Here is a 21,610-nt window from a genome sequence, read left to right as displayed (position 1 = left end):
TACGTCAGGAGCGAACCAGATCGTCCGTCGCCCGGGCGATCGCCAGCTCCTCGTTCGTCGGCACCACCAGCACCGTGACGGCCGAGGATTCGGCGGAGATCACGCGAGCCTGCTTGCTGCGCACAGCATTACGTTCGGGGTCGATCCGAATGCCGAAGTGCTCCAGGTTCGCCAGCGCGTCGGTGCGCACGGCAGCAGCGTTCTCGCCGACGCCCGCGGTGAACGTGATGACATCGAGCCGCCCGAGCCCGATCATGTACGCGCCGATGTACTTACGGAGCCGGTGGATGTACACGTCGTAGGCCAACCGGGCCGACGCGTCGCCGTCGTCGATGCGTTGTTGCAGTTCCCGGAAGTCGTTGACCCCGGACAGTCCGATCAGACCCGACCGGCGGTTGAGGAGAGTGTCGATGTCGTCGACACTCATCCCGGCGCTACGACGCAGATGCATGATCACACCGGGGTCGATATCCCCACTGCGGGTGCCCATCACCAGTCCCTCGAGCGGGGTCAGACCCATCGACGTATCGACCGCGCGCCCCCCGTCGACCGCCGATGCCGACGCACCGTTGCCCAGATGCAGCACGATCTGCTTGAGTTCCGCGAGATCGCGTTCCAGGAACCGGGCAACCTGTTCGGACACGTAGCGGTGCGAGGTGCCGTGAAAGCCGTAGCGCCTGATGTCGTGTTCGGCTGCGACGGCGGCGTCGATCGCGTACGTCGCAGCAGCGTCGGGCAGCGAATGGAAGAACGCCGTGTCGAACACGGCCACGTGCGGCACGTTCGGCAGTTGCTTCCGCGCCACTTCGATACCGAGGACGTTGGGCGGATTGTGCAGCGGTGCCAGATTGCTCAGGTCCGAAATCTGCTGCACGACAGTGTCGTCGATGATCGTGGGGCGATAGAACACCGTGCCACCGTGTACGACGCGATGCCCGACGGCGGTCACGTCGGACCCCAGTTCGATGCCGGCGTCGGACAGCATCTCGAACGCGAGAGCCAACCCGTCCCCGTGGTCATCGATGTGCTGGGTTCGCTCGGCGCTCTCGCCGCGGTAGTCCAGCTCGACGCGCCCGTCGGATTCTCCGATGCGCTCGACGAGGCCACTGGCCAGCGATTCGCCCGAATCGGGATCGACCAGTTGAAACTTGACGGAGGACGAACCCGAGTTGACGACGAGGATGCTCACGCCTGTGCCTCCTGCTGGGAGATACCCTGCGCCTGAATCGCGGTGATGGCGACGGTGTTGACGATGTCCTCGACCAATGCCCCACGCGAGAGGTCGTTGACGGGCTTGCGAAGGCCCTGCAGTACCGGCCCGACCGCGACGGCACCGGCGCTGCGCTGGACGGCCTTGTAGGTGTTGTTGCCGGTGTTGAGGTCGGGGAAGATGAATACCGTTGCGCGGCCTGCGACGTCGGAATCCGGCAGCTTCGATTTCGCGACCGACGGTTCGATGGCCGCGTCGTACTGAATCGGACCCTCCACCAACAGTTCCGGGTTTCGTTCGCGCACGATGGCCGTCGCTTGCCGCACCTTGTCGACGTCGGCTCCCGAGCCGGATTCGCCGGTGGAGTACGACAGCATCGCCACCCGCGGTTCTATACCGAACTGAGCCGAGGTCTGCGCCGAGGAGATGGCAATGTCGGCAAGTTGCTCGGCCGTCGGGTCCGGCACGACGGCGCAGTCGCCGTAGGCCAGTACGCGATCGGACAGACACATCAGGAAGATCGACGATACCGTCGACACGCCCTCGGTGGTCTTGATGATCTCGAACGACGGCTTGATGGTGTGCGCGGTCGTGTGCGCTGCGCCCGACACCATGCCGTCGGCAATGCCCTTGTGCACCATCATGGTTCCGAAGTAAGAGATGTCGGCCATGGTCTCGCGGGCACGCTCTATCGTCATCCCCTTGTGCTTGCGCAGTTCGGTGTACTCCTGCGCGAATTCCTCGGTGTAGTCGCAGTTCTTGGGGTCGAGGATGGTCGCCGAGTCCAGATCCACTCCCAGTTCCGATGCACGACGTCGAATGGGGCCTTCTTCGCCGAGGATCGTCAGGTCCGCGACCTGACGTTGCAGCAGCCTCCCTGCGGCCCGCAGAATCCGGTCGTCGCCGCCCTCGGGGAGCACGATGTGCTTGCGATCGGCACGCGCTCGATGAATGAGCTGGTATTCGAACATCTGCGGCGTCGTGATGGTCGGGATGGCGATATCGAGCCGCCCCAGAAGGGTTTTGGCGTCCACCCGCTGCTCCATCAGGCCCAGCGCGGTGTCGACCTTGCGCTGAGAACCGACGGCAACGCGGCCGCGCGTCTGCGCCGCAGCCGAAGCGGTGTCGAAGGTTCCGAGCTCGGTCGTCAGAATCGGCAGTCTCGGTCCGAGACCTGCGACAAGACGTGCGATCGCCGGGTGCGGCTCGATTCCGCCGTTCATGATGATGCCGGCGAGAGACGGAAAACCGTTCGCCTCATGGGCATTGACGAGTGCGAGCAGTACGTCGGACCGGTCTGCCGGCGCGATGACGACGACGCCTTCGGTGAGCCGCTCCAGAATGTGCTCGGCCGTCATACCGCCGACCATCACCCGCATCGCTTCTCGCTGCAGCAACGACGAGTCGCCGCTGTAGAGCGTTCCGTCCACCGCGTCGAGCAACTCCGCCATGGTCGGAGCGACGAGCAAGGGAATCTCCGGCAGGCTCCACGCCGGAACGTCCACCGACGCCAACGCGTCGGTGACGGCGTCCAGCTGATCCGGATCGCACCGGTTCGCCACGATCGCGGCGAGATGGGCGTGATGCTGCCGCAGTTCGGCCTGGCACAACGCTGCCAATTGAGCGATCTCGTCGGGAGTTCGATCGGAGCCACGCAGCGCGAGGAGCACGGGGGCACCGAGATTGACCGCGATGCGCGCATTGAACCCGAGTTCGCTGGGACTGCCGACGTCGGTGTAATCGCTACCCACGATCACCACGGCGTCGCACTGAGCAGCCACCTCGTGATACCGACTGACGATCTCGCTCAGCGCCGCATCCTGATCGGAATGCACCTGCTCGTAGGTGACTCCGAGAGACTGCTCGTAACTCAGATCGGCGGTCGTGTGCTCGACGAGAAGTTCGAGAATGTAATCCGGCTCGTCCGTCGAGCGGGCGATGGGCCGAAACACACCCACCCGGGCCGTCGTCGCGGCGAGCATCTGCAGCACACCCAACGCAATCGTGGACTTGCCGGAGTCGCCTTCCGGTGACGCGACATAAATACTCGAGGGATACATGTCAGCCGTCTCGGCACCGGTGGACTCAGCCATGCCCGCCAGCTTAATGGTTGGGGTGTTGACACCGAGCACAGTCGGGTTGTCCCATGAGCCATGGCCGAATCACCGTTTCCGGATGTTCGTTGGGGCAGCGAGACATCGTTCATCCGCAAGCCCGCCGTCAAGTTCGCGTCGACCAAGCCCGGTTCGTGGGTGATCAGGAACCTCGCAGGCGTCGACCGCTGGTTGTTGACCAAGTCGAACGGCCGATTCACCGTCCTCGGACCGATCGCTGCTCCGGTGGTGTTGTTGACCACCACCGGACGCAAATCCGGTAAGCCGAGGACGAGTCCGCTGTTGTACTACCGGGAGGGTGATCGGATTTTCGTCGTCGGATCCAATTTCGGCCAACGACACCATCCGGCATGGACGTCGAATCTTCTGGCCGATCCGAAGGCCGTCGTCACTATCGGCGGCAGGAAGATACCGGTCACAGCTACCCGAATCACCGGCGACGAGAAGGCCCGCATCTACCGACAGTTCGACGCGATGGTGGAGGTCTACGGCGAGTACGAAACAAGGACCGACCGAGACATGCGATTGTTCGCACTCTCGGCCGATCCCCGCACTTCGACGTAACTAGCCGAGCTTGCGCAGGCGCGGTGCCAGATCCTTCTCGAACAGCTCGAGGAAGCGCTTCTGGTCGTGTCCGGGCGCGTGGAACACCAGGTGGTTCAGGCCGGCGTCGGTGTACTGCTTGACCTTCTCGACGGCCTCGTCCGGGTCCGAAGCCACGATCCAACGCTTGGCGACCTGCTCGATCGGCAGCTCGTCGGCGGCCTTCTCCATCTCCATCGGGTCGTCGATGGAGTGCTTCTGCTCCGGCGTCAGAGACAGCGGAGCCCAGAAACGGCAATTCTCCAGTGCCAGTTCGGGATCGGTGTCGTAACTGATCTTGATCTCGATCATCTTGTCGATCTCGCCGGCGTCACGCTCTGCCTTGCCTGCGCCCTCTTCGACGGCCGGGAGGAGCTTGTCGGTGTAGAGCTCCATGCCCTTGCCCGACGTGCAGATGAAACCGTCGCCCGCGCGTCCCGCATATCGCGCGACGACGGGTCCGCCGGCCGCGATGTAGACGGGGATGCCGCCCTCCGGGACGTCGTAGATCGACGCGCCCTTGGTCGTGTAGTACTCACCCTCGAAATCGACGCGATCTCCCAGCCACAGCTCGCGCATCAAGCGAACCGACTCCCGCAGTCGTGCGAAACGCTCCTTGAACTCCGGCCATTCGCCGGTGAACCCGGTGGCGATCTCGTTGAGCGCCTCACCGGTTCCCACTCCGAGCATGATGCGCCCGGGGTAGAGGCAGCCCATCGTGGCGAACGCCTGCGCGATGACCGACGGGTTGTAGCGGAACGTCGGCGTCAGAACGGACGTCCCGAGCTGGATCGTCTTCGTGCGCTCGCCGACGGCCGTCATCCAGGCCAGCGAGAACGGGGCGTGACCGCCCTCGTGACGCCACGGTTGAAAGTGGTCACTGACAGTCGCGGAGTCCATACCGTGTTGCTCGGCGAGAACACCGAGTTCGACGAGCTCCCGCGGCCCGAACTGCTCCGCCGATGCTTTGTACCCGAGCTTGAGACCCTGCGCCACGCCGAACTCCTGTCGTTGGTCGTCTAGTACTTCGATTGTGCACCTGCGGCGATTGGCGGTGTGCTACTGGATCCCCAGAACAGTGACCACCGCAGCCAATACTGCTACTGCGCCGATGCCGACCGCGAAGATCCACAGGTCCCGGGACTCGGGCATGGGCGCTCCGCTCTCGAGGGCGGCGCGCACTCGCATCCACCTTCGCAGTCCGATGACGGGTGCGGCGGCCGCGAGGCCGATGAGAATCAGGCCGAGTGCAGTGCGAACCCAGCCGGTGCTGAACCCAGGAACCAGGTGAACGATTGCGATCCCGCCGGCGAGCAACCCGAGCGAGGTTCTCAGCCAGGCAAGAAAGGTGCGTTCACTGGCGAGGGTGAACCGTTCGTCGGGGCGCGTCACGCTGGAGCGGTGATGCGTTCGCGGATGAGTCGGGCAACGAGTTCAGGATCGTCGGGGGTGAAGACCGGCGAGACGCGGCGGATGGTGAGCACCACTGCAGTGTCCTTCTTCGGACGCATGACGTCCAGCGGGAGCCACTGGTCGATCCACGATGCTCCCCACAGTCGCCAGCGTCCGTTCCAGTTGCCCAGCACGGCGGTGTCGACGGCGCGAATGTCGCAGTAGGGAACGAACTTCTCGATCGCGAACGGAAAGTAGTAGTGCCGCAAAGTGACCCCGCTGTCGTCCACGCGCACGAGACCGTCGTCGTAGTGGACCGTGGATGTTGTTCGCATAGTTAACGGTAGGCCTGCTCTGCACGCTCTCGCAACCGTGATCTCGAAACCTGTCGGTGGGTCGACATACTCTTCCTTCAGTTCGAACGCATGTTCTGAACTGGGGGTCACCGGGGGGTGAAAAATGGCTGCACCAGTGGTGTCGTTGGATGCGTTGATCACTGCCGCGCGGGAAGAGAATCGGCATGCGGCCCGAAAGATCGCTGCCTGCTACGACTTCCACCTCACCTGCATCGCGCAGGATGCGAATCATCGGCAGTACAGCCGGTACGGACGCACCGAGATGGCACTCGCGTTGAGCTGCTCCGCCACCGTCGCGGAGGCGTACGTGTCCGTCGGCGTGGCACTGCACACCCGGCTTCCTTTGCTGAAAACCGCATTCGAGGCCGGCGACATCGACCTCCCCCGCGTAACCCCCTGACCGACCGAGCCCTGATCTACAGACCCGACGCCCTCACCACCGCCGCCGTACGACTACGCGACCGCCACTGCCGCTTTCCCGGCTGCCACCGACCCGCCGAACGCTGCCAACTCGACCACATCATCGCCTTCGATCACGCCAATCCCCTCGGCGGCGGCTGGACGACAGTCAACAACCTCCAATGCCTCTGCGAATACCACCACAGCGTCAAAACCGCAGGCTACTGGACCGCCGTCATGCTCCCAGGCGGTGCCATCCTGTGGACCTCCACCTCGAAGACCTCCCGAATCACCCTGCCCGCCAACGGAACAGCCGTACCCATCATCGGCAACGACCTCCGGCCACACATCCCCACCCAACCCAGACGATCCGGCGTCATCGCCTACCCCGACCCACCAGACAACCCGACCCCCGAACCAGAATCGACCAACGAAGAAGACGAGGAGCCGCCCTTCTGACCTCAGACGTCGGCCGCTCGTTCCGGTGTTCTCACCAGCGTCAGCTGCGACGTCTGGCGCAGCGCGAATCCGATGGAGAGGTACAGCTCGATAGCGCGGATGTTCGTCGCGGCGGCATGCAGGAACGGCTCGTCGCCTCGGGCCCTGATGCCGTGACCGACCGCGCGGACCAGCTCGGTGGCCAAGCCCTGTCCGCGATGAGCCGGGTCGGTACACACTGCGCTGATCTCGGTCCACCCCGGCGGACGCATGCGCTCCCCTGCCATCGCGATCAGTGCGCCGCCCCGTCGGATACCGAGATACGTGCCGAGTTCGCGGGTGCGAGGAAGGAACGGGCCCGGCTCGGTGCGTCGCACGAGATCGAGCATCTCGGGCACGTCGTCGGCTGTCAGTTCTACCGCCTCGGCCAACGGCCGAGTCTCGAGTTCGGTGCCCACGAGTTGAACGATTCCGAAGCTGTCGACCACGGACCACCCCTCGGGCACATCCAGCACCGGCCCCCGCAATCCCACGATGCTTCGCGGCCCGAACAGCACTGCGATGTCGTCCCAGTCCCGTGGCTGCAGAACGTCGGGATGCGCCAGAAAAGGCGAGACCTGGGGATCAGCGCGAATCACTCGGCCGCGCGTGATCGCAAACCGCGACAGCGGACCCCCGAGGGAGGTACGAATGGGATCGTCGAGAGGGTGAACAGACACGTCGGTCAGCGTCCCATGTCGGGCTCGGTCAGTTGCTCACGACCCACTCCGTCACCAATACTTATACCGGTATAGTTATTCGCATCGAACCGAAAGGCATTCCGTGATCGAAATCCTGCCCCCGAGCAAGCTTCCCCTTGCCCGTGAAACCGGTGCACTCGTCGCCGAAATTCTCGAGACCGTCCGCGAACGCGCGACCGTCGGCACCAATCTGCTCGAGATCGACGAATGGTCCAAGGACATCATCCTCGGGGCGGGGGCGACGTCGTGCTACGTCGATTACGCGCCGTCCTTCGGGCGCGGACCCTTCGGCCACTACATCTGCACGTCGGTCAACGACGCTGTGCTGCACGGTTTGCCGCACGACTACAACCTGGCCGACGGCGATCTGCTGACCCTCGATCTTGCCGTGATCCTCGGCGGCGTGGCATCGGACTCGGCCATCAGTTTCGTCGTCGGCGAGAACAAGCCGGCAGAGAGCCTGGCGATGATCGATGCCACCGAACGAGCGTTGGCCGCGGGTATCGCCGCGGCACGTCCGGGCAACAAGATCGGCGATATCTCCCACGCCATCGGGACGGTTCTTCGTGAAGCCGGCTATCCCATCAACGTTCAGTTCGGTGGTCACGGAATCGGATCGACGATGCATCAGGATCCGCACGTATCCAATACCGGCAGGCCCGGTCGCGGCTACGGCCTTCGCCCCGGCCTGATGTTGGCACTCGAGCCCTGGGTGATGGCGGATACCGATGAGCTGGTCACCGACCCCGACGGGTGGACGTTGCGTAGCACCACCGGTTGCCGCACCGCGCACAGCGAGCACACCGTCGTCATCACCGACAGCGGGGCCGAAATCATGACCCTACGTTCGTGATTCTGCGTCGGTAAGGAGTCACAAACGCTTCTCGAAAGTGTTGGAGAACGGCAGCAGTTCGTACGGCGAAAACACCGGGATGCGGGTGTAGCCGCTCTTCTCGTACAGCCGCACCGCGTCGGGCTGACGATCACCGGTCTGCAGAATCAAACGCCGCAATCCCTGGTCGCGGGCCGCATTCTCGGACGCCTGCAGCAGCGCGGTGGAGACTCCCGACCCACGGTGATCAGGATGAACGAACATTCTCTTCAGTTCGAGGTCGGGGCCGTTCCACCGCAGAGCGGCATGCCCGACGGCCTGCTCGACGTTCTGCGCATCGCACCGATAGACGACGAACGTGCGATGCACGTCGCCTTCGTTCACGGCATTGGCCTGCGTCTTCGCCATCAAGGCCGCTCGGTCCGCGTATCGGGGACCCACCTCCGATGCCATTGCGGCACGGAGCGATTCGGCGTCGGGGTGGTTCCAGTCGACGGCGCGGGTGACGAGGTCTGTTCGGGACTGCGCTACATCGGTCACGCTCGATCGGACCACGCGTTACGGGCCGCCGTCAACCGCTGCAATCACGGTGAGTTTATCGCTGGTGCGGCCAGTCGTCGTCGTGCACTGTGACAGCGTGAACACGAACTGTCGCTGCCCACGCTGACCATCCGACCTCCCCACCGTCGACAGCACTTGTCACAGTCGACACTTGTCACAGGAGCCACAGCCATGAGCACCGAAGCGACCGTCGTTCTTCGCATCTCCGATTCCGGGACGTCATCCTTGCAGGGATTGACCCGACCGCAATTGCACGCCCTCGCCGATGCTCTCCGCGTCGCCGCCAAAAGCTATGCACCACATGCCAAGATCCTGACGCGTTTCGACGTCCGGGTGAACGAACTCAACGCTCCCCTCGTCATCGACCTACCCGCGCGCGATGTGGTTCTCGCCGGCAAGAGCGTTCGGTTCAGCCACACCGAGTTCGAGATCTTCGCCTATCTCGCCCAGCATCCTCGTGTCGTGGTGAACAGATCCGAGCTGAGTGACTCGAACGGCGGCCGCAGTGTCGACGTCCATCTCTCCAGGGTGCGAACCAAACTCGGGCAGTACGGCCGACTGATCACGACGGTCCGCGGCACCGGCTACCGATTCGACCCCGAGCCCGGGATTCGCGTCATCACCGAGCCGTCGGTGCTGCGCAGCGCCTGAGATCAGTTACACGACTATCGCGTCAGTGCTGCTGTTCGACGTCGACGGTTCCGACGTACCACCACGAACACGAGCAACGCGACCAGAACCACCGCGATGATCGCGCCCAGTGCCGTCGCGCCGCGGAAGCCGGGTGCGCTGGTATCGAGGGTGCGTTCGCCGGCGTGGGCGGCATTGCTGGTACCCAGAACGATGGTCAGAGTCAGCAGGTTCGGGATGGCGGTGACGACTGCGAGAATCACCGATCCGATCGCCAACTGCTTTCCCGCCCTACTCTTTCGGACCGACCACGCACTCCAGAAGAACATCAGTGGCGCGAACGTGCACACGATTCCGAACAGCAGGCCCCACAGAATTCCCTTGGTGAACGTGCGATCAGCCAGGCTCTCGACGCGCAGGCTCCACCACCGGGGCAGGAACGCCGCCAGGACGAAGTAGGCGATCAACAGAAGAACGACGCCGGCACCGAGCAGGATGCCGCGCCGCTTCCAATTCGCCGAGCTGGTCGACGGTGCAGGCGTGGTCGGGTCAGCAGTCATAGGCCCATGGTAGAGCGTCGAACACCTCGTACGACCTCACCCGAGACCTGATCGTTAGATGGGGATGTGCCCAGCCCGCTACGACGCCCGTGCACGCTCCGAAGCATCGTCACCGTCGAGGCCCAGGTGTCCCCGCAACGTCGTCGAGGTGTATTCGGTACGGAACACCCCTCGCTCCTGCAATGCCGGGACCAATTTGTCGACCAGATCGCCGATGGCGTCGCGCAAGTGGTACGGGTTGATGTTGAAGCCGTCGACCACACGGTGACGCACGAGGGCTGCCCAGTGGTCTGCCACTGCCGCAGGGGTTCCCGAGTGTAAGCGCGACGCCGGCGACACTTCGAGCACCAACTCTCGGATGGACAGCCCTTTCTCTTCCGAGAGGGCTCGCCATTGCGCGATCTGAGTCAGTTTGCCGGTCCGAGCGTCGATGGACAGCGTGCCGCGTGAAGGATCCAGCTCGGCGTCCACCGGATCGATGTCGGGTAGTGGGCCCTCCGGGTCGTACGCCGAGAGGTCCTTGCCCCAGTAGTGCTCGAGAAAGGCGATGGCTCGAACACCGTTGTGCGCGTTGGATCGAAGCCACCGAACCTTTTCTTCGGCCTCGGCTTCGGTATCACCGAGTACGACGGTCACCCCGGGCAAGATCTTCACTGCATCGGCGGGTCGGCCGTAGGCGACCGTCCGGGCACGAAGATCTTTGGCATAGGCCACCGCTGCGTCGTAGGCGTTGTTGGCCGAGAAGACGACGTCGGCGTGCCGGGCTGCGAGGTCCCGTCCTCCCGGCGAATCGCCGGCCTGGAACAGCACCGGCCCACCTTGCACACTGGACCGAACGTTGGGTGCCGCAACCGCTTCGAGCAGATCGGTGTGGAACTCCACAGGAGAACCTGCCCAATACTGCTTCGCCAGTTCGACCACCTGGGTGGCGCGCTCGTAACGGCGTTCGTGCTCCAACCACCCTCCGCGCCTGAAATTTTCACCCGTCCAGGCGTTGTCGGTGGTGACGATGTTCCATCCGGCGCGCCCGTCCGACAGCGCGTCCAGGCTGGCCAAACGACGAGCCAACTCCACCGGGATGCTGTACGTGGTGTTCTGGGTCGCGACAAGTCCGATGCGCTCGGTCACCGACGCCAGAGCCGCCAGTTGCGTGATGGCGTCGGGCCTGCCGGCGATGTCGGTGGAGAGAATGTCGCCACGGTTCTCTCGGATACGTTGACCGTCCCCGAGAAAGAACGCGTCGAACAAACCGCGTTCGAGTGTGACGGCGACCTCGACGAACGTGTCGGTGGCCACTTGATCGGGGGCGTGCGAATCCTCCCAGACCGTCTGCGCGCCGATCCCTGGATAGAACACGCCCAGATGAATCTGCGCGTTCGGGTCGAACGGTGCGCCGGTGTCCGGGTGATGGTCGATGATGCCCATGACAGCTCTTCTCTACTCGTGCGCAGCCGCGGCGTAGCGGCTGACCGGACGCGGCAACCCCAGGTTCTCCCGCAGCGACAGTCCCGGCGTCGGTCGACGAATCAGATGTGCCGGAACGGCAAGCTCTTTCAACGCCGCACCACCGAGGTGCAGCCGGACGCCGTCGACGACACCGGCGAGGGCCTCGGCCTTCGACAGGTGGTCGATATCGGCGAACACCAGCGCGGCCCCGTCGCGGCGAGCGGTGTCGGCCTGCTCGCCGATGCCGTCCCCGCGTACGAGTGCGACATCGAGCAGATCGGTGACTCCCAGGTCGGCGTCGCCGATGACGACCACCTGCCCCTGCGGCGGACGAGGAGTGATCAGTGGCCCTACGACGTCGAAGAATTCGCCCTCGAAGCGCACGTGATGCACTCGAGCGGGATCGAGATACCGGCCGGACTCCGCGTCTCGAACGACGGCGTCGTCTTCCCACGAATCCCACAGCCGCCGAGCCACGTCGATGACGTCACGCACTTCGGCGGTGGTCTCGGAGCGGACCTCGGATCCGACAGCCGCGTGAGTGTCCGCGCTGTTGTCGGTGCCGACCACCCAGGCCCCGCGGCCGTGCGATGCGTGGTCCACACTCGCGAGTTGTGTTGCGAGAAAGAACGGTTCGGTCGTCAGAGTGTGGACCGTGGGAGCCAGGCCGAGGGTGGACGTGGTGGAGGCGACGAATGCCGCACGAGTACCTGCATCGAGGCGCTCGCGTGAGGAGACCAGCGAATCACCGAAGGTGACGAGGGTGAAGCCGGCGCGTTCGGCGTCGGCGACGTTCTGCTTCAGGAGCGCGGGTGTCTCGTCGAACCCGTCGAGTTCGACGGCGAAGTACAACGTCTCGGTCATCCTCGGTTCAGCCCTTCGCGCTCATCGTGTTACTGCTTCCTGTACCGACGATCTTCACCGGACGGCTCAACCACGAGTTCCGAAGTCCAGCGCCGCGGCGGTGCAGGCAGGGTGAGCTCCGAGTCGATCGATCAACGCCGCTGCCAGTGCTTTCAGCCAGGTCATACGTGGACCCTAGGTTCATCAGCTGTAGAGCACACCCGTTGCGATCACGCTGATTCGAAGGACGTAGATGCCGGTACGTAGACGCGCAGTGTCAGCACGAGGTCACCGCTCTCGCGGGCCCGGACCACCTCTCTACTGTCACCGATCAGGTCGTGCGACCTACGTCGACCTCCACGAGGACCCGGTTTCACGCTCGAAGACCGGCCGCACATCCACGGTGTCATAGACGATGGACAGTGCAGAAATGCGTCCGTCCTCGTCGAGTTCGGCGACGTCGACCACGTCGAACGGGGCCGCCACACCCGAGGGCAGTCTCCAGTCGAAATGAAACCAGAACGTGACGAGTCGAGCGCCTTCGGACGTACGACCTTCGGCGACGCCCTTCGAGGTCAGCGTCGCACCCGAGGTGTCCGCGAAAAGCGCGCGATAGAAGTCGGATGCGGGCGTCGGTCCGTACAGCGGCGAGTGCACAACCGCACCGGGTGCGAACAGAGTCAGGACCGCATCGACGTCGGCCCGTCGAAGTGCATCGAGGTACTGCTCGACCAAGTGGTCCGCGGACGAGTTCATGAAGCAAGAGTAGCCGACCGCCAGGACGCAAGACATTCGCTCACCGTGATTTTTTGCCCCTGCAGCAACGACTTTCGGCGTGTGCATACTTCTCGTAGTGGGACAGTGTCAGATGGAGGGCCGCCGGTGAAATCGTTCACTATCGCCATTGTGGGTGCGGGTCCGCGCGGCACCGGCGTACTCGAACGACTGCTGGCGCGCCGGTCCGATGCGGAGCTGCACATCCACGTCGTCGATCCGTTCCCTCCGGGGGCCGGTCGCATCTGGCGTAGCAGTCAACCACCGCTGCTGTGGATGAATTCGGTGGCCGCCGACGTCACCATGTTCACCGACGACACCACCGTCGTCGACGGTCCGATCCGCCCCGGTCCGACGCTGGCGCAGTGGGTTCTGGAACATGCCCACACCCTGCGCCAGGACCCGAATTGCGCGACGAACTGCGCGATTTCGGTCCGCATTCCTTCGCGTCGCGGACTCTACAGAGTCGCTACCTCAGCTGGGTGTTCGAGCACGCCGTTGCCGACACCGACACGCACGTTCACGTTCATCGAGCACGGGTGACGGACCTGACCGCCGACCAGGTACTGCTACTCGACGACGGATCGACCATCCGCACCGATGCCGTGCTCTTGGCCCAGGGACATCCGGATGCGCTTGCATCGCACCGTGAATCACAGCTCGATGAGTTCTCCCGAACCCATGGGCTGACGTACATCGGCCCCGGATACACCGCAGATCTCGATCCCAGCCGAGTGCCTGCGGGAGAACCGGTGCTGATTGCCGGGCTCGGATTGGCATTCATCGACTGGATGGTGTTGCTCGCGGAAACTCGCGGTGGATCGTTCGCCCGCAACGCGGACGGCGTGCTCGAGTACACCGCCTCCGGCCGCGAACCGATTCTCTATGCGGGTTCGCGGCGCGGAGTTCCGTACCACGCGAAGATCTCCTACGACATCGCCGCGGCGCGCCCGCCCCTCCCGAAGTTCTTCACCGCCGACGCCTTCCCCGGCCACGGCCCCCTGCACTTCCGCGACGAAATCTGGCCGCTCGCATCCAAAGAACTGGCCTGGGCTCATTACTACGAGTTGTTCACGGCCCACCCCGAGCGAACAGTCGGCTCCTGGCCGGAGTTCGAGATCGGATTGAGCGAGATCACCTGGGGATCGCAGGAACTCACCGCCTTCGTGGAGCAATTCGTTCCGAAGGACGAGGACCGCATCGATCTGGCACGGCTCGACAAACCCCTTGCCGGACGGCGTTTCGATGGACTCGACGAGGTACGTACCGAGCTGCAGACCTACATCGAGACCGACCTTCGTCGTCGAGCAGATCCCTACTACAGCTCGGATGCCGCCGTCTTCTCGGCGCTGCTCTCGGTGTACATGACCATCGGAGAGTTGTTGCGACGCGGGCGCATTCCGGCGCAGTCGGTCGCAGGCGATGTGGAAGGGTGGCTGCACTCGTTCTTCAGTTTCATCGCGAGCGGTCCGCCACCGGAACGACTCGAACAACTCCTGGCCCTCAGCCGGGCGAACATCGTTCACTTCCTCGGCCCCGATGTCACCTTCTCCCCGGAGAACGGGTCGTTCCTCGCCCGTAGCTCTGCACACGATGTGGTGGTGCACGCCGACACTCTGATCGACGCGCGCTTACCCGTCGCATCGATCGCCGCCGCCGGAGACGAATTGCTACGCACCCTGCATACGCGCGGCGACATCACCGACATCCGCGCCACCGAGCACAGCGCAGCGAAAGTAGCAGTCGACGGGCGCTCTCGATTGATCACCGCGTCGGGAGAGGCGGCCGAGAACCGCTACGCGGTGGGTCCGTGGGTCGCCGGACACACGTGGTCGAGCGCCTTTCCGCGGCCGAGGACCAACGCCGGGTTCTTCCGACACAACGACCAGCTCGCGGCAGAACTACTGCGGCACAGCCGCTGAACCGTCGGTCGGCCGAACAACGGACCGGATCACGGCGCGATGCGCAGTCCGGCGATCAGCACCCGCGCCATCTTGCGCGGGTCGTAGCGGCTGTCCGTGGCACCGATGCACAGGTTGCCGACCGCCCGCATCAACTCCAATGCGGTCTGCCCCGGGGCGATCTCCCCCGAGTCCGCAGCGGCGTCGAGCAACGACTCGCACACCGGAACCAGCCGGTTCAGGAAGTAGCTGTGCAAGGTCTCGAATCCGGCGCTGTCCGACTGCATGGCCTCGGCCAGACCGTGTTTGGTGACCAGGAAGTCGACGAACCGATCGATCCAGAGCACCAACGCCGCGTGCGGTGATTCGCGGCCGGCGAGAAGCTCCTGACCGGCGACGGCGCAGGCCTCCACCTGATGCCGGAAGACGGCGACGACGAGGTCGCCCCGCGTCGGGAAGTGCCGGTAGATGGTTCCCACGCCGACGCCGGCCCGCCTGGCGATATCGCGCACCGGCACTTCTACTCCCGACTCGACGAACGCAGCCGCCGCCGCGTCGAGCAGGGTCGCTTCGTTGCGCCTCGCATCCGCCCGCTTTCTGGGCTGCTCGGCTTCGGCCTCGGTCACTGTTCCTCCAGCCATCGACAAACGGAACAACGTTCCGTATGTTTGTTTACGGAACGTTGTTCCGCTTACTCGCAGAGTAACCCCTCCAGAGGCCACAAGGAGATCCCCATGCAGTACCGCACACTGGGACGCACCGGCGTCCAGGTCAGCACTCTCTCGCTCGGCGCGATGAACTTCGGTGCCATCGGACGCACCACGCAAGACGAGGCAACCGCGATCGTCGACGCCGCACTCGAGGGCGGTATCAACCTCATCGACACCGCGGACATGTACAGCCAGGGACAATCCGAGGAAATGGTCGGCAAGGCGATCCAAGGTCGGCGCGAGAACATCGTGCTGGCCACCAAAGTGTTCAACCCCATGGGCGACGAACGCAATCATCAGGGCAGCTCCCGCCGCTGGATCGTCACCGAACTGGAGAACAGTCTGCGCCGACTCGGTACCGATCACGTCGACCTCTACCAGATACACCGCTGGGACCCCACCACGAGCGACGAGGAAACCCTCTCGGCGCTGACAGATCTGCAGCGTGCCGGGAAGATTCGATACTTCGGCTCCTCCACCTACCCGGCTTACCGAATCGTGCAATCGCAGTGGACCGCACGGGAGCACCGTCTCGGGCGGTTCGTCACCGAGCAGCCGCCGTACTCGATCCTGCAGCGCGGCATCGAATCCCACGTCCTTCCGGTCGCGCAGGAGTACGGAATGGGCGTTCTCGCGTGGAGTCCCCTGGCGGGCGGCTTCCTCTCCGGAGCCATCCGGGCCGGGCGAGAGACCACCACCAACCGCGCGGCGATGATGCCCGAGCGATTCGGCACGGACACTCCCACGGGACGGGCCAAACTCGACGCCGTCGAGAAACTGGTCGGCGTTGCCGACGAAGCCGGACTGACACTGATCCAACTCGCACTCGGTTTCGTGACGGCTCATCCGGGAGTCACCAGCGCGATCGTCGGGCCGCGTACCGTCGAGCACCTACACTCGCAGCTCGCTGCCGCCGACACCGTCCTCCCGGCCGATGTCCTCGACAGAATCGACGAGATCGTGGCTCCAGGAGTCGATCTCGCGCCGGACGACAAGTTCGACACTCCGCCGGCACTGCTCGACGCCTCCCTGCGGAGACGCTGACATGGTCAGCTACGGGATCATGACTCCTCCCCAGAACGTCTCCTACGCCGACCTGCTCCGGGTGTGGCGCGAGGCAGACGGCATTCCGGAAATCGAGCACGCGTGGCTGTTCGATCACCTCATGCCCATCGGCGGTGACCTCGACGGCCCGATCTCGAAGGCTGGACCATGCTGTCCGCATTGGCCGCTCGTACCGAGCGGTTGCGATTGGGAATCATGGTCACCAGCAATCGGATCCGTCCGCCCGCGATTCTCGCGAAGATCGCCGTCACGGTCGACACGGTCTCGGACGGGCGGCTGGACTTCGGCATCGGTGCCGGATCACGGCCGAGCGTGCCGATGGCGAGACGGGAGTGCGACGGGAGCGGGCTGCCCTACAGCGACGCTGCGAACGCTGTTGCGCGACTGGGTGAATCGCTCACGGTGATTCGTAGGCTCTGGACCGAGAGCGAACCCTTCGACTTTCACGGCAGCCACGTCGACCTCGTCGGGGCGTTCCAGAATCCGAAACCGATTCAGCGACCGGGCCCGCCGATCGTGATCGGCGGCCGGGCAGCAGGAGTGCTGCGCCTCGTCGCCGAACACGCCGACGTATGGAACATTCCCGGTGGGGACCTGGCCGACGCACTGGACAGAGGCAGACTACTCGACCGGTACCGCGCCGAGATCGGGCGCGATCCAGGGGCGATCACCCGATCGATCGCTCTCGGGGTGTCGTTCGAAGAACCCGAGAGAACGAGAAACGACATCGGCGACGCGGTGGCCGCCGGATTCGATCATGTCGTTCTCATCCTCCCCGGCCCCTATCCCGACGGCATCGCGCAGAGAGTGACCGAGGAGTTCATCGGTCGCTCGTAAGAACCCGTGCGCCGGGCCTTGTCCTCACGGAACCAGAACGAACTTTCCACGCGGGTGCGTCGACTGCAGTTCGGCATGCGCCTTCGCGACGTCCTCGAGCGGGAAGGTCTTGGCAACCGTGACCTCGAATACGCCTGCACCCGCCTGCTCCAGCAGCACCGGGGATGCGAGGCGTCGACGCTCCATACTGACCGGCCCACCGACGGTGAGGAACCCGTCTGCCAAAGCTCGTCCGAAGGCGGCCGTGCTGACCAATCTCGCTCTGTCCGTCAGTAATTCGAGAGAGACGTCGACGGCCTCGTCGGTGCCCACCGTGTCGATTGCCGCATCCACCCCATTCGGTGCGGCTGCTCGTACCCGGTCGATCAGTCCGTCGCCGTATTCGACGGGCTCGACACCGTAGGCCCGGAGTGCATCGTGGTTCTGGTGGCGCGCAGTCCCGATGACGGTGGCCCCGCGCTCCAGAGCGAGCTGAGCCACCACGGACCCGACGCCGCCCGCCGCCCCGTGCACGAGAACGGTGTCTCCGCTCTCGACACCGACGGATTCCAGTGCGTCGTAGGCCGTTCCAGCCACGGCGAGTACACCCGCAGCAACGTTCCAGTCCAGGGCTTCAGGCTTCGGAAACACGAACCGCGCGGGAACCAGAATTCGCTCGGCGTACGTACCGTTCTGGCCGGAGACAACCACCGCGTCGCCGACGGCGACAGGACCGACCGGGCCCTCGACGGTTCCTCCGACCGCCACCACGATGCCCGACGCCTCGCTGCCCAACGCAATCGGAAGCTTCGACCCGTCGGTACCGAAGGCGCCGCTGTAGCTCTTGTAGTCGAAGGGGTTGACGCCGATCGCCTTGACCTCGACCAGAACCTGGCCCTCGGACGGTTCAGGCAGCTCTCGTTCGACGATCTCGATGACGTCCGGTCCACCGTAGGACGCTGCAACTGCAACTCGTGTCATGCGCGGTACAACGGTCACCACGACGCAAATGTTCCGCTCAGATCCGCAGGCGCGGCAGTCCCCATTCCCTACCGAGCAATTCGTACGAGCGCAGCCGGTCCGCATGGTCGTATGTGACCGAGGTGAGCACGAGTTCGTCCGCATCGGTCGCTTCCTGCAGGGCGTCGAGCTTCACCGCGACCGTCGCCGCAGATCCGACGATCTGAGTGTCCACTCGATCAGCGACGAGCTCGTATTGCTCGCCGGTCAGCGGTGCCACGTTCTTCGGATCCGGGTACTCGATCGCACCTCGACCGCTGCGAATGCTGTGCACCCATTGCGGAAAAGACTCTGCCAGCTCACGGGCCTGCGAATCCGTTTCTGCAACAACCACATCGGCCGACACCGCCACGTACGGCGAGGACAGCCGGGCCGACGGCAGAAAAGCACGGCGATACTCGTCGATCGCCTCGAGAGTCGTCCCCGGGCTGAAGTGATAGCTCGCCGCGAACGGCAGACCGCGGGCACCGGCCTCACGGGCCGTCGGCCCAGCGCTGCTGCCGAACAGCCACAGCGCCACATCGGCCCCGACACCCGGGCGTGCCGTCAACGGCACCCCGTCGCGCTCGTAGCTACCGGCAAGCAGCGCAACAAGGTCGTCGAGTTGATCGACGAATTCCGGGACCTCAGCGTGCGGCTGCTGCAGCGCAGCCAGAGACGCAGCCAGCAGCGGGGTCGTTCGCGGGGTCGCCGCAGCGGGCGCCACTGGGAACAGTCCACCGTGTTCCGATGACACCGCGTGCTCGGGCGCAGCCTGCTGTGCACCGGTCAGGGCTGCTGCTCTGCGCTGTCCGGATCGACCCACACCAAGATCGATACGACCCGGATACAGCGCGTCCACCGTTCCGAAGGACTCCACTACGGCAGCAGCTGTCGTGAAACCGAGCTGGACCGCAGCCGATCCGACACGAATGCGGTTGGTGGCAGCCGCAATCAAACCCACCAGTACGGCAGGCGCAGAACTGGCCGCAGCGACGAAGTGATGCTCGGCAACCCAGTAGCGCTCGTAGCCCCACTCTTCGGCCTGTCGTGCCAGATCGAGCGAATTTCGGAGCGCCTGAGCAGTGCTCGACCCAGCGCTGATCGGTGCCAGGTCGAGAACGGACAGCGGCACGCGCGTCATCCGGGCGTCTTCTCCCCTGCTTCGACAGCCACCGTCAGCCGGTTCTCCGCCGGCGCGACCGGGCACGTCGCGTAGTCGGTGAACGCGCACGGCAGGTTCGCCGCTCGGTTGAAATCGAGTGCCACGGAGCCACCCTCGGGTTCCGCCACAGCAAGGATCCGCGCTGCCGGGTACGTGGTGACCCCGCTCGTGGCATCGGTGAACAGAACCTTCAGACCAGTGTCGTTGCCGCCGAACGCAACCAACTGCTGGGCTGTACCGGCCAGCTCGAAATCGAGGGTGCCCACCGCAGTGTGGTGGTGTTCGAGACCCTCGACCACGGCACCTGTCGTCACGGTGACCGGGGCGTCGTAGGGCGTGAACGTGGCGCGGGCCACGAACTCCTCGCTGGGTTCGTAGGCCGGTATTCCGTTGTAGGACTGCAGGGTCGAGGCTTTCGGATCGTGGACCCGCAACGCCACCGCGCCGGTGCGGCGGATGACCTCGATACGGCGTTCACCGTCGTCGACGAGGATCCCGGGCGCACCCTCCACCGGATTCAGAGTCGTCACCCCGTCCACTCCCTCGACGGTCACCGAGTCCGCATCGGCCCGCCATCGGCCGGGCAGATCGGCAACGATCTCGAACTCGTCGGTGAGCCAATACAATCCGGTCAGCGATAACCATCCCAATGGATCGCCGTAGGACGCTTCCCGGTCCGCGTGCCACTGCTTCCAGTCCTGCTCGAATTCACTCACGATGCTCGTACTCCTTCACGCTGTTGGTACGGGTGACGCAGACCGAGGTGATCACGCAGCGTGTTCCCGGTGTACTCGGTACGGAAACTACCGCGATCCTGCAGTTGTGGGACGACTTTGTCGACGAACTCGTCGAGCCCGGCCGGTGTGATGTGCGGGACGAGAATGAACCCGTCGCACGCATCGTTCTGGACGTAGCTGTCGATGTCCTCGGCTACCTGTGCCGGCGTTCCGACGAACTGCTGCCGGGTCGTCACCGCGATGATGAGCTCCCGAATGCTCAGATTCTCGGCCTCGGCACGCTCACGGTACTGCTGCGCAAGGGTTCTCGGGTCACCGTGGCGAGCGCGACCACGGGTGATGCTCACGTCACCGCTCGGCTCGACGTCGGGCAGCGGTCCGTCCGGGTCGTACTCGGACAGGTCTCGTCCCCACACCTGCTCCAGAAACGAGATGGCAGTCTTGCCGCTGACCTGCTGGTGCCGAATATGGTCGGCCTTCTCGGCTGCATCCTGGGCCGAGTCCCCGAGGACGAACGTCGCGGCGGGCAGCACCTTCAGGTCTGCGTGCTCGCGGCCGTACTTGGCCAACCTTCCCTTGACGTCGGCGTAGAACTTCTGCCCGTCCTCCAGCGTTCCGTGGATGGTGAAGATCGCATCCGCCTTGGCCGCACCGAACTCACGACCTTCATCGGAATCGCCGGCCTGCAACAACACCGGGTGTCCCTGCGGGCTGCGCGGCAGCGTGAAGCGGCCCGTCACATCGAATTGCGGACCCGAATGCGAGACCGTGCGGATCTCGGATTCTCGGCCGAAGACACCTCGATCCCGATCGACGACGAACGCATCGGACTGCCACGAATCCCAGAACTCTCGGGCGACGTCGATGATCTCGTTCGCTCGCACGTAGCGGTCGGCCCGGTCGAGGTAGCCACCGCGTCGGAAGTTCTCTCCGGTGAACGCGTCGGACGAGGTCACCATGTTCCACGCCGCGCGCCCGTCGGACAGGTGGTCCAGCGAAGAGAACTGCTTGGCGAGCTCGAAGGGCTCGTTGAACGTGGTGTTGATCGTCCCGGCGAGTCCGAGCTTCGTCGTCACCGATGCCAACGCGTTCAACACCGTGAGCGTGTCCGGGCGGCCGACGACGTCGAGATCGTGAATCTTGTTGCGATGCTCGCGTAATCGGAGACCTTCGGCGAGGAAGAAGAAGTCGAACAGCCCACGCTCTGCGGACTCGGCCAGGTGGACGAACGAATCGAATTCGATCTGGCTCTTCGACGCCGGGTCGGTCCAGACGGTGGTGTTGTTGACGCCAGGGAAATGCGCGCCTAGGTGGATCTGCTTCTTGGTCCGCTTCGAGAT

At 64.6% G+C, this 21,610-nt stretch carries 24 protein-coding genes and 1 pseudogene; 9 read left to right on the top strand and 16 right to left on the bottom strand.

Annotated features, from left to right (window positions below):
* Positions 1-4: 4 nt before the first annotated feature.
* Both RFA01S_RS05305 and pta read right to left on the bottom strand, forming a co-directional pair.
* The gene (locus RFA01S_RS05305) at positions 5-1,189 is read right to left on the bottom strand and encodes an acetate kinase (protein ID WP_032365119.1); all 1,185 of its coding nucleotides are present in this window, start codon (positions 1,187-1,189) and stop codon (positions 5-7) included.
* The gene (pta, locus tag RFA01S_RS05300; RefSeq protein WP_174557203.1) at positions 1,186-3,303 is read right to left on the bottom strand and encodes a phosphate acetyltransferase; all 2,118 of its coding nucleotides are present in this window, start codon (positions 3,301-3,303) and stop codon (positions 1,186-1,188) included. Before pta ends, RFA01S_RS05305 begins: the two co-directional genes overlap by 4 nt.
* 60 nt (positions 3,304-3,363) lie before the next feature.
* Here pta and RFA01S_RS05295 point away from each other — a divergent pair, with 60 nt between their 5' ends.
* Positions 3,364-3,888: a nitroreductase/quinone reductase family protein gene (locus RFA01S_RS05295; protein ID WP_032406522.1), complete on the top strand. Its 525-nt coding sequence runs from the start codon at positions 3,364-3,366 to the stop codon at positions 3,886-3,888.
* Here RFA01S_RS05295 and fgd read toward each other — a convergent pair whose 3' ends face one another.
* From fgd to RFA01S_RS05280, 3 genes are all read right to left on the bottom strand, one after another.
* Entirely contained in the window at positions 3,889-4,902 is a 1,014-nt protein-coding gene (gene fgd / locus RFA01S_RS05290) for a glucose-6-phosphate dehydrogenase (coenzyme-F420) (RefSeq protein WP_027498496.1), read from the bottom strand.
* 63 nt (positions 4,903-4,965) lie between these two features.
* Entirely contained in the window at positions 4,966-5,298 is a 333-nt protein-coding gene (locus RFA01S_RS05285) for a YidH family protein (RefSeq protein ID WP_027498497.1), read from the bottom strand.
* Positions 5,295-5,633 carry a hypothetical protein gene (locus RFA01S_RS05280; protein WP_032406523.1) on the bottom strand — a complete coding sequence of 113 codons (339 nt, stop codon included), beginning with the start codon at positions 5,631-5,633 and terminating at the stop codon, positions 5,295-5,297. The genes RFA01S_RS05285 and RFA01S_RS05280 overlap by 4 nt, the downstream gene beginning before the upstream one ends.
* 124 nt (positions 5,634-5,757) lie before the next feature.
* Between RFA01S_RS05280 and RFA01S_RS05275 the strand changes: the two genes are divergently transcribed.
* Positions 5,758-6,054, top strand: a complete 297-nt coding sequence (locus tag RFA01S_RS05275; RefSeq protein ID WP_032406524.1) for a DUF222 domain-containing protein — start codon at positions 5,758-5,760, stop codon at positions 6,052-6,054.
* 236 nt (positions 6,055-6,290) lie between these two features.
* Entirely contained in the window at positions 6,291-6,512 is a 222-nt protein-coding gene (locus tag RFA01S_RS05270; protein ID WP_032406525.1) for a hypothetical protein, read from the top strand.
* A gap of 2 nt (positions 6,513-6,514) precedes the next feature.
* On the opposite strand, the gene RFA01S_RS05265 is transcribed toward RFA01S_RS05270, so the two are convergent.
* Positions 6,515-7,210, bottom strand: coding sequence for a GNAT family N-acetyltransferase (locus RFA01S_RS05265; protein WP_094622791.1), 696 nt, complete (start codon positions 7,208-7,210; stop codon positions 6,515-6,517).
* Positions 7,211-7,313: 103 nt separating this feature from the next.
* Between RFA01S_RS05265 and map the strand changes: the two genes are divergently transcribed.
* Positions 7,314-8,084: a type I methionyl aminopeptidase gene (gene map / locus RFA01S_RS05260; RefSeq protein WP_032406526.1), complete on the top strand. Its 771-nt coding sequence runs from the start codon at positions 7,314-7,316 to the stop codon at positions 8,082-8,084.
* An 18-nt stretch (positions 8,085-8,102) separates the two neighbouring features.
* Here the strand turns inward: map and RFA01S_RS05255 are convergent, their stop codons facing one another.
* Positions 8,103-8,516, bottom strand: a complete 414-nt coding sequence (locus tag RFA01S_RS05255; protein WP_080736226.1) for a GNAT family N-acetyltransferase — start codon at positions 8,514-8,516, stop codon at positions 8,103-8,105.
* A 279-nt stretch (positions 8,517-8,795) separates the two neighbouring features.
* Between RFA01S_RS05255 and RFA01S_RS05250 the strand changes: the two genes are divergently transcribed.
* On the top strand, positions 8,796-9,275 hold the full coding sequence (locus tag RFA01S_RS05250) for a winged helix-turn-helix domain-containing protein (protein ID WP_032366689.1): 480 nt from the start codon (positions 8,796-8,798) through the stop codon (positions 9,273-9,275).
* Positions 9,276-9,289: 14 nt separating this feature from the next.
* Here RFA01S_RS05250 and RFA01S_RS05245 read toward each other — a convergent pair whose 3' ends face one another.
* The 4 genes from RFA01S_RS05245 to RFA01S_RS05230 form a co-directional block, all read right to left on the bottom strand.
* The gene (locus RFA01S_RS05245) at positions 9,290-9,814 is read right to left on the bottom strand and encodes a hypothetical protein (protein ID WP_032406527.1); all 525 of its coding nucleotides are present in this window, start codon (positions 9,812-9,814) and stop codon (positions 9,290-9,292) included.
* 78 nt (positions 9,815-9,892) lie between these two features.
* The gene (locus RFA01S_RS05240) at positions 9,893-11,239 is read right to left on the bottom strand and encodes an LLM class flavin-dependent oxidoreductase (RefSeq protein ID WP_032406528.1); all 1,347 of its coding nucleotides are present in this window, start codon (positions 11,237-11,239) and stop codon (positions 9,893-9,895) included.
* A gap of 12 nt (positions 11,240-11,251) precedes the next feature.
* Complete coding sequence (locus RFA01S_RS05235) at positions 11,252-12,124, bottom strand: LLM class flavin-dependent oxidoreductase (RefSeq protein WP_032406529.1); 873 nt, start codon at positions 12,122-12,124, stop codon at positions 11,252-11,254.
* Positions 12,125-12,448: 324 nt separating this feature from the next.
* Positions 12,449-12,859 carry a nuclear transport factor 2 family protein gene (locus tag RFA01S_RS05230; RefSeq protein ID WP_032391261.1) on the bottom strand — a complete coding sequence of 137 codons (411 nt, stop codon included), beginning with the start codon at positions 12,857-12,859 and terminating at the stop codon, positions 12,449-12,451.
* On the opposite strand from RFA01S_RS05230, the pseudogene RFA01S_RS28090 reads away from it, so the two are divergent.
* Positions 12,755-13,204 (top strand): annotated as a pseudogene (locus tag RFA01S_RS28090) (FAD/NAD(P)-binding protein); the annotation flags it as partial. The gene RFA01S_RS05230 and the pseudogene RFA01S_RS28090 overlap by 105 nt on opposite strands.
* Positions 13,150-14,799, top strand: a complete 1,650-nt coding sequence (locus RFA01S_RS05225; protein WP_307718863.1) for an FAD/NAD(P)-binding protein — start codon at positions 13,150-13,152, stop codon at positions 14,797-14,799. The pseudogene RFA01S_RS28090 and the gene RFA01S_RS05225, both read left to right, overlap by 55 nt.
* Positions 14,800-14,828: 29 nt before the next feature.
* Here RFA01S_RS05225 and RFA01S_RS05220 read toward each other — a convergent pair whose 3' ends face one another.
* Positions 14,829-15,419, bottom strand: coding sequence for a TetR/AcrR family transcriptional regulator (locus RFA01S_RS05220; RefSeq protein WP_032386123.1), 591 nt, complete (start codon positions 15,417-15,419; stop codon positions 14,829-14,831).
* 93 nt (positions 15,420-15,512) lie between these two features.
* On the opposite strand from RFA01S_RS05220, the gene RFA01S_RS05215 reads away from it, so the two are divergent.
* Entirely contained in the window at positions 15,513-16,532 is a 1,020-nt protein-coding gene (locus tag RFA01S_RS05215) for an aldo/keto reductase (RefSeq protein ID WP_032366695.1), read from the top strand.
* A 168-nt stretch (positions 16,533-16,700) separates the two neighbouring features.
* Positions 16,701-17,390 (top strand): LLM class flavin-dependent oxidoreductase, encoded by a 690-nt coding sequence (locus RFA01S_RS05210; RefSeq protein ID WP_238325058.1) that lies wholly within the window; start codon positions 16,701-16,703, stop codon positions 17,388-17,390.
* 24 nt (positions 17,391-17,414) lie between these two features.
* Here RFA01S_RS05210 and RFA01S_RS05205 read toward each other — a convergent pair whose 3' ends face one another.
* The 4 genes from RFA01S_RS05205 to RFA01S_RS05190 are packed head-to-tail and all read right to left on the bottom strand — an operon-like array spanning position 17,415 to position 21,610.
* Positions 17,415-18,350, bottom strand: coding sequence for an NADP-dependent oxidoreductase (locus RFA01S_RS05205; RefSeq protein ID WP_032406530.1), 936 nt, complete (start codon positions 18,348-18,350; stop codon positions 17,415-17,417).
* Between the two features lie 37 nt (positions 18,351-18,387).
* A complete protein-coding gene (locus RFA01S_RS05200; RefSeq protein ID WP_032369856.1) occupies positions 18,388-19,512 on the bottom strand; it encodes an LLM class flavin-dependent oxidoreductase in 1,125 nt (374 codons plus the stop codon).
* Positions 19,509-20,249 (bottom strand): DUF1684 domain-containing protein, encoded by a 741-nt coding sequence (locus tag RFA01S_RS05195; RefSeq protein ID WP_238325059.1) that lies wholly within the window; start codon positions 20,247-20,249, stop codon positions 19,509-19,511. The genes RFA01S_RS05200 and RFA01S_RS05195 overlap by 4 nt, the downstream gene beginning before the upstream one ends.
* Positions 20,246-21,610 (bottom strand): NtaA/DmoA family FMN-dependent monooxygenase, encoded by a 1,365-nt coding sequence (locus RFA01S_RS05190; protein WP_032369944.1) that lies wholly within the window; start codon positions 21,608-21,610, stop codon positions 20,246-20,248. Before RFA01S_RS05190 ends, RFA01S_RS05195 begins: the two co-directional genes overlap by 4 nt.

The sequence above is a fragment of the Rhodococcoides fascians NBRC 12155 = LMG 3623 genome, assembly GCF_001894785.1.
Lineage (GTDB): Bacteria > Actinomycetota > Actinomycetes > Mycobacteriales > Mycobacteriaceae > Rhodococcoides > Rhodococcoides fascians.
Note: the sequence above shows the minus strand (reverse complement) of the source record. Positions and strands in the feature narration are given on the sequence as shown.

Bases quoted from the DNA above. Each gene is read 5' to 3' on its own strand.
- pta (WP_174557203.1), bottom strand. From the start codon at position 3,303: ATGGCTGAGTCCACCGGTGCCGAGACGGCTGACATGTATCCCTCGAGT.
- RFA01S_RS05295 (WP_032406522.1), top strand. From the start codon at position 3,364: ATGGCCGAATCACCGTTTCCGGATGTTCGTTGGGGCAGCGAGACATCG.
- RFA01S_RS05280 (WP_032406523.1), bottom strand. From the start codon at position 5,633: ATGCGAACAACATCCACGGTCCACTACGACGACGGTCTCGTGCGCGTG.
- RFA01S_RS05275 (WP_032406524.1), top strand. From the start codon at position 5,758: ATGGCTGCACCAGTGGTGTCGTTGGATGCGTTGATCACTGCCGCGCGG.
- RFA01S_RS05270 (WP_032406525.1), top strand. From the start codon at position 6,291: ATGCTCCCAGGCGGTGCCATCCTGTGGACCTCCACCTCGAAGACCTCC.
- RFA01S_RS05255 (WP_080736226.1), bottom strand. From the start codon at position 8,516: ATGGCATCGGAGGTGGGTCCCCGATACGCGGACCGAGCGGCCTTGATG.
- RFA01S_RS05250 (WP_032366689.1), top strand. From the start codon at position 8,796: ATGAGCACCGAAGCGACCGTCGTTCTTCGCATCTCCGATTCCGGGACG.
- RFA01S_RS05245 (WP_032406527.1), bottom strand. From the start codon at position 9,814: ATGACTGCTGACCCGACCACGCCTGCACCGTCGACCAGCTCGGCGAAT.
- RFA01S_RS05240 (WP_032406528.1), bottom strand. From the start codon at position 11,239: ATGGGCATCATCGACCATCACCCGGACACCGGCGCACCGTTCGACCCG.
- RFA01S_RS05235 (WP_032406529.1), bottom strand. From the start codon at position 12,124: ATGACCGAGACGTTGTACTTCGCCGTCGAACTCGACGGGTTCGACGAG.
- RFA01S_RS05230 (WP_032391261.1), bottom strand. From the start codon at position 12,859: ATGAACTCGTCCGCGGACCACTTGGTCGAGCAGTACCTCGATGCACTT.
- RFA01S_RS05220 (WP_032386123.1), bottom strand. From the start codon at position 15,419: ATGGCTGGAGGAACAGTGACCGAGGCCGAAGCCGAGCAGCCCAGAAAG.
- RFA01S_RS05215 (WP_032366695.1), top strand. From the start codon at position 15,513: ATGCAGTACCGCACACTGGGACGCACCGGCGTCCAGGTCAGCACTCTC.
- RFA01S_RS05210 (WP_238325058.1), top strand. From the start codon at position 16,701: ATGCTGTCCGCATTGGCCGCTCGTACCGAGCGGTTGCGATTGGGAATC.
- RFA01S_RS05205 (WP_032406530.1), bottom strand. From the start codon at position 18,350: ATGACACGAGTTGCAGTTGCAGCGTCCTACGGTGGACCGGACGTCATC.
- RFA01S_RS05200 (WP_032369856.1), bottom strand. From the start codon at position 19,512: ATGACGCGCGTGCCGCTGTCCGTTCTCGACCTGGCACCGATCAGCGCT.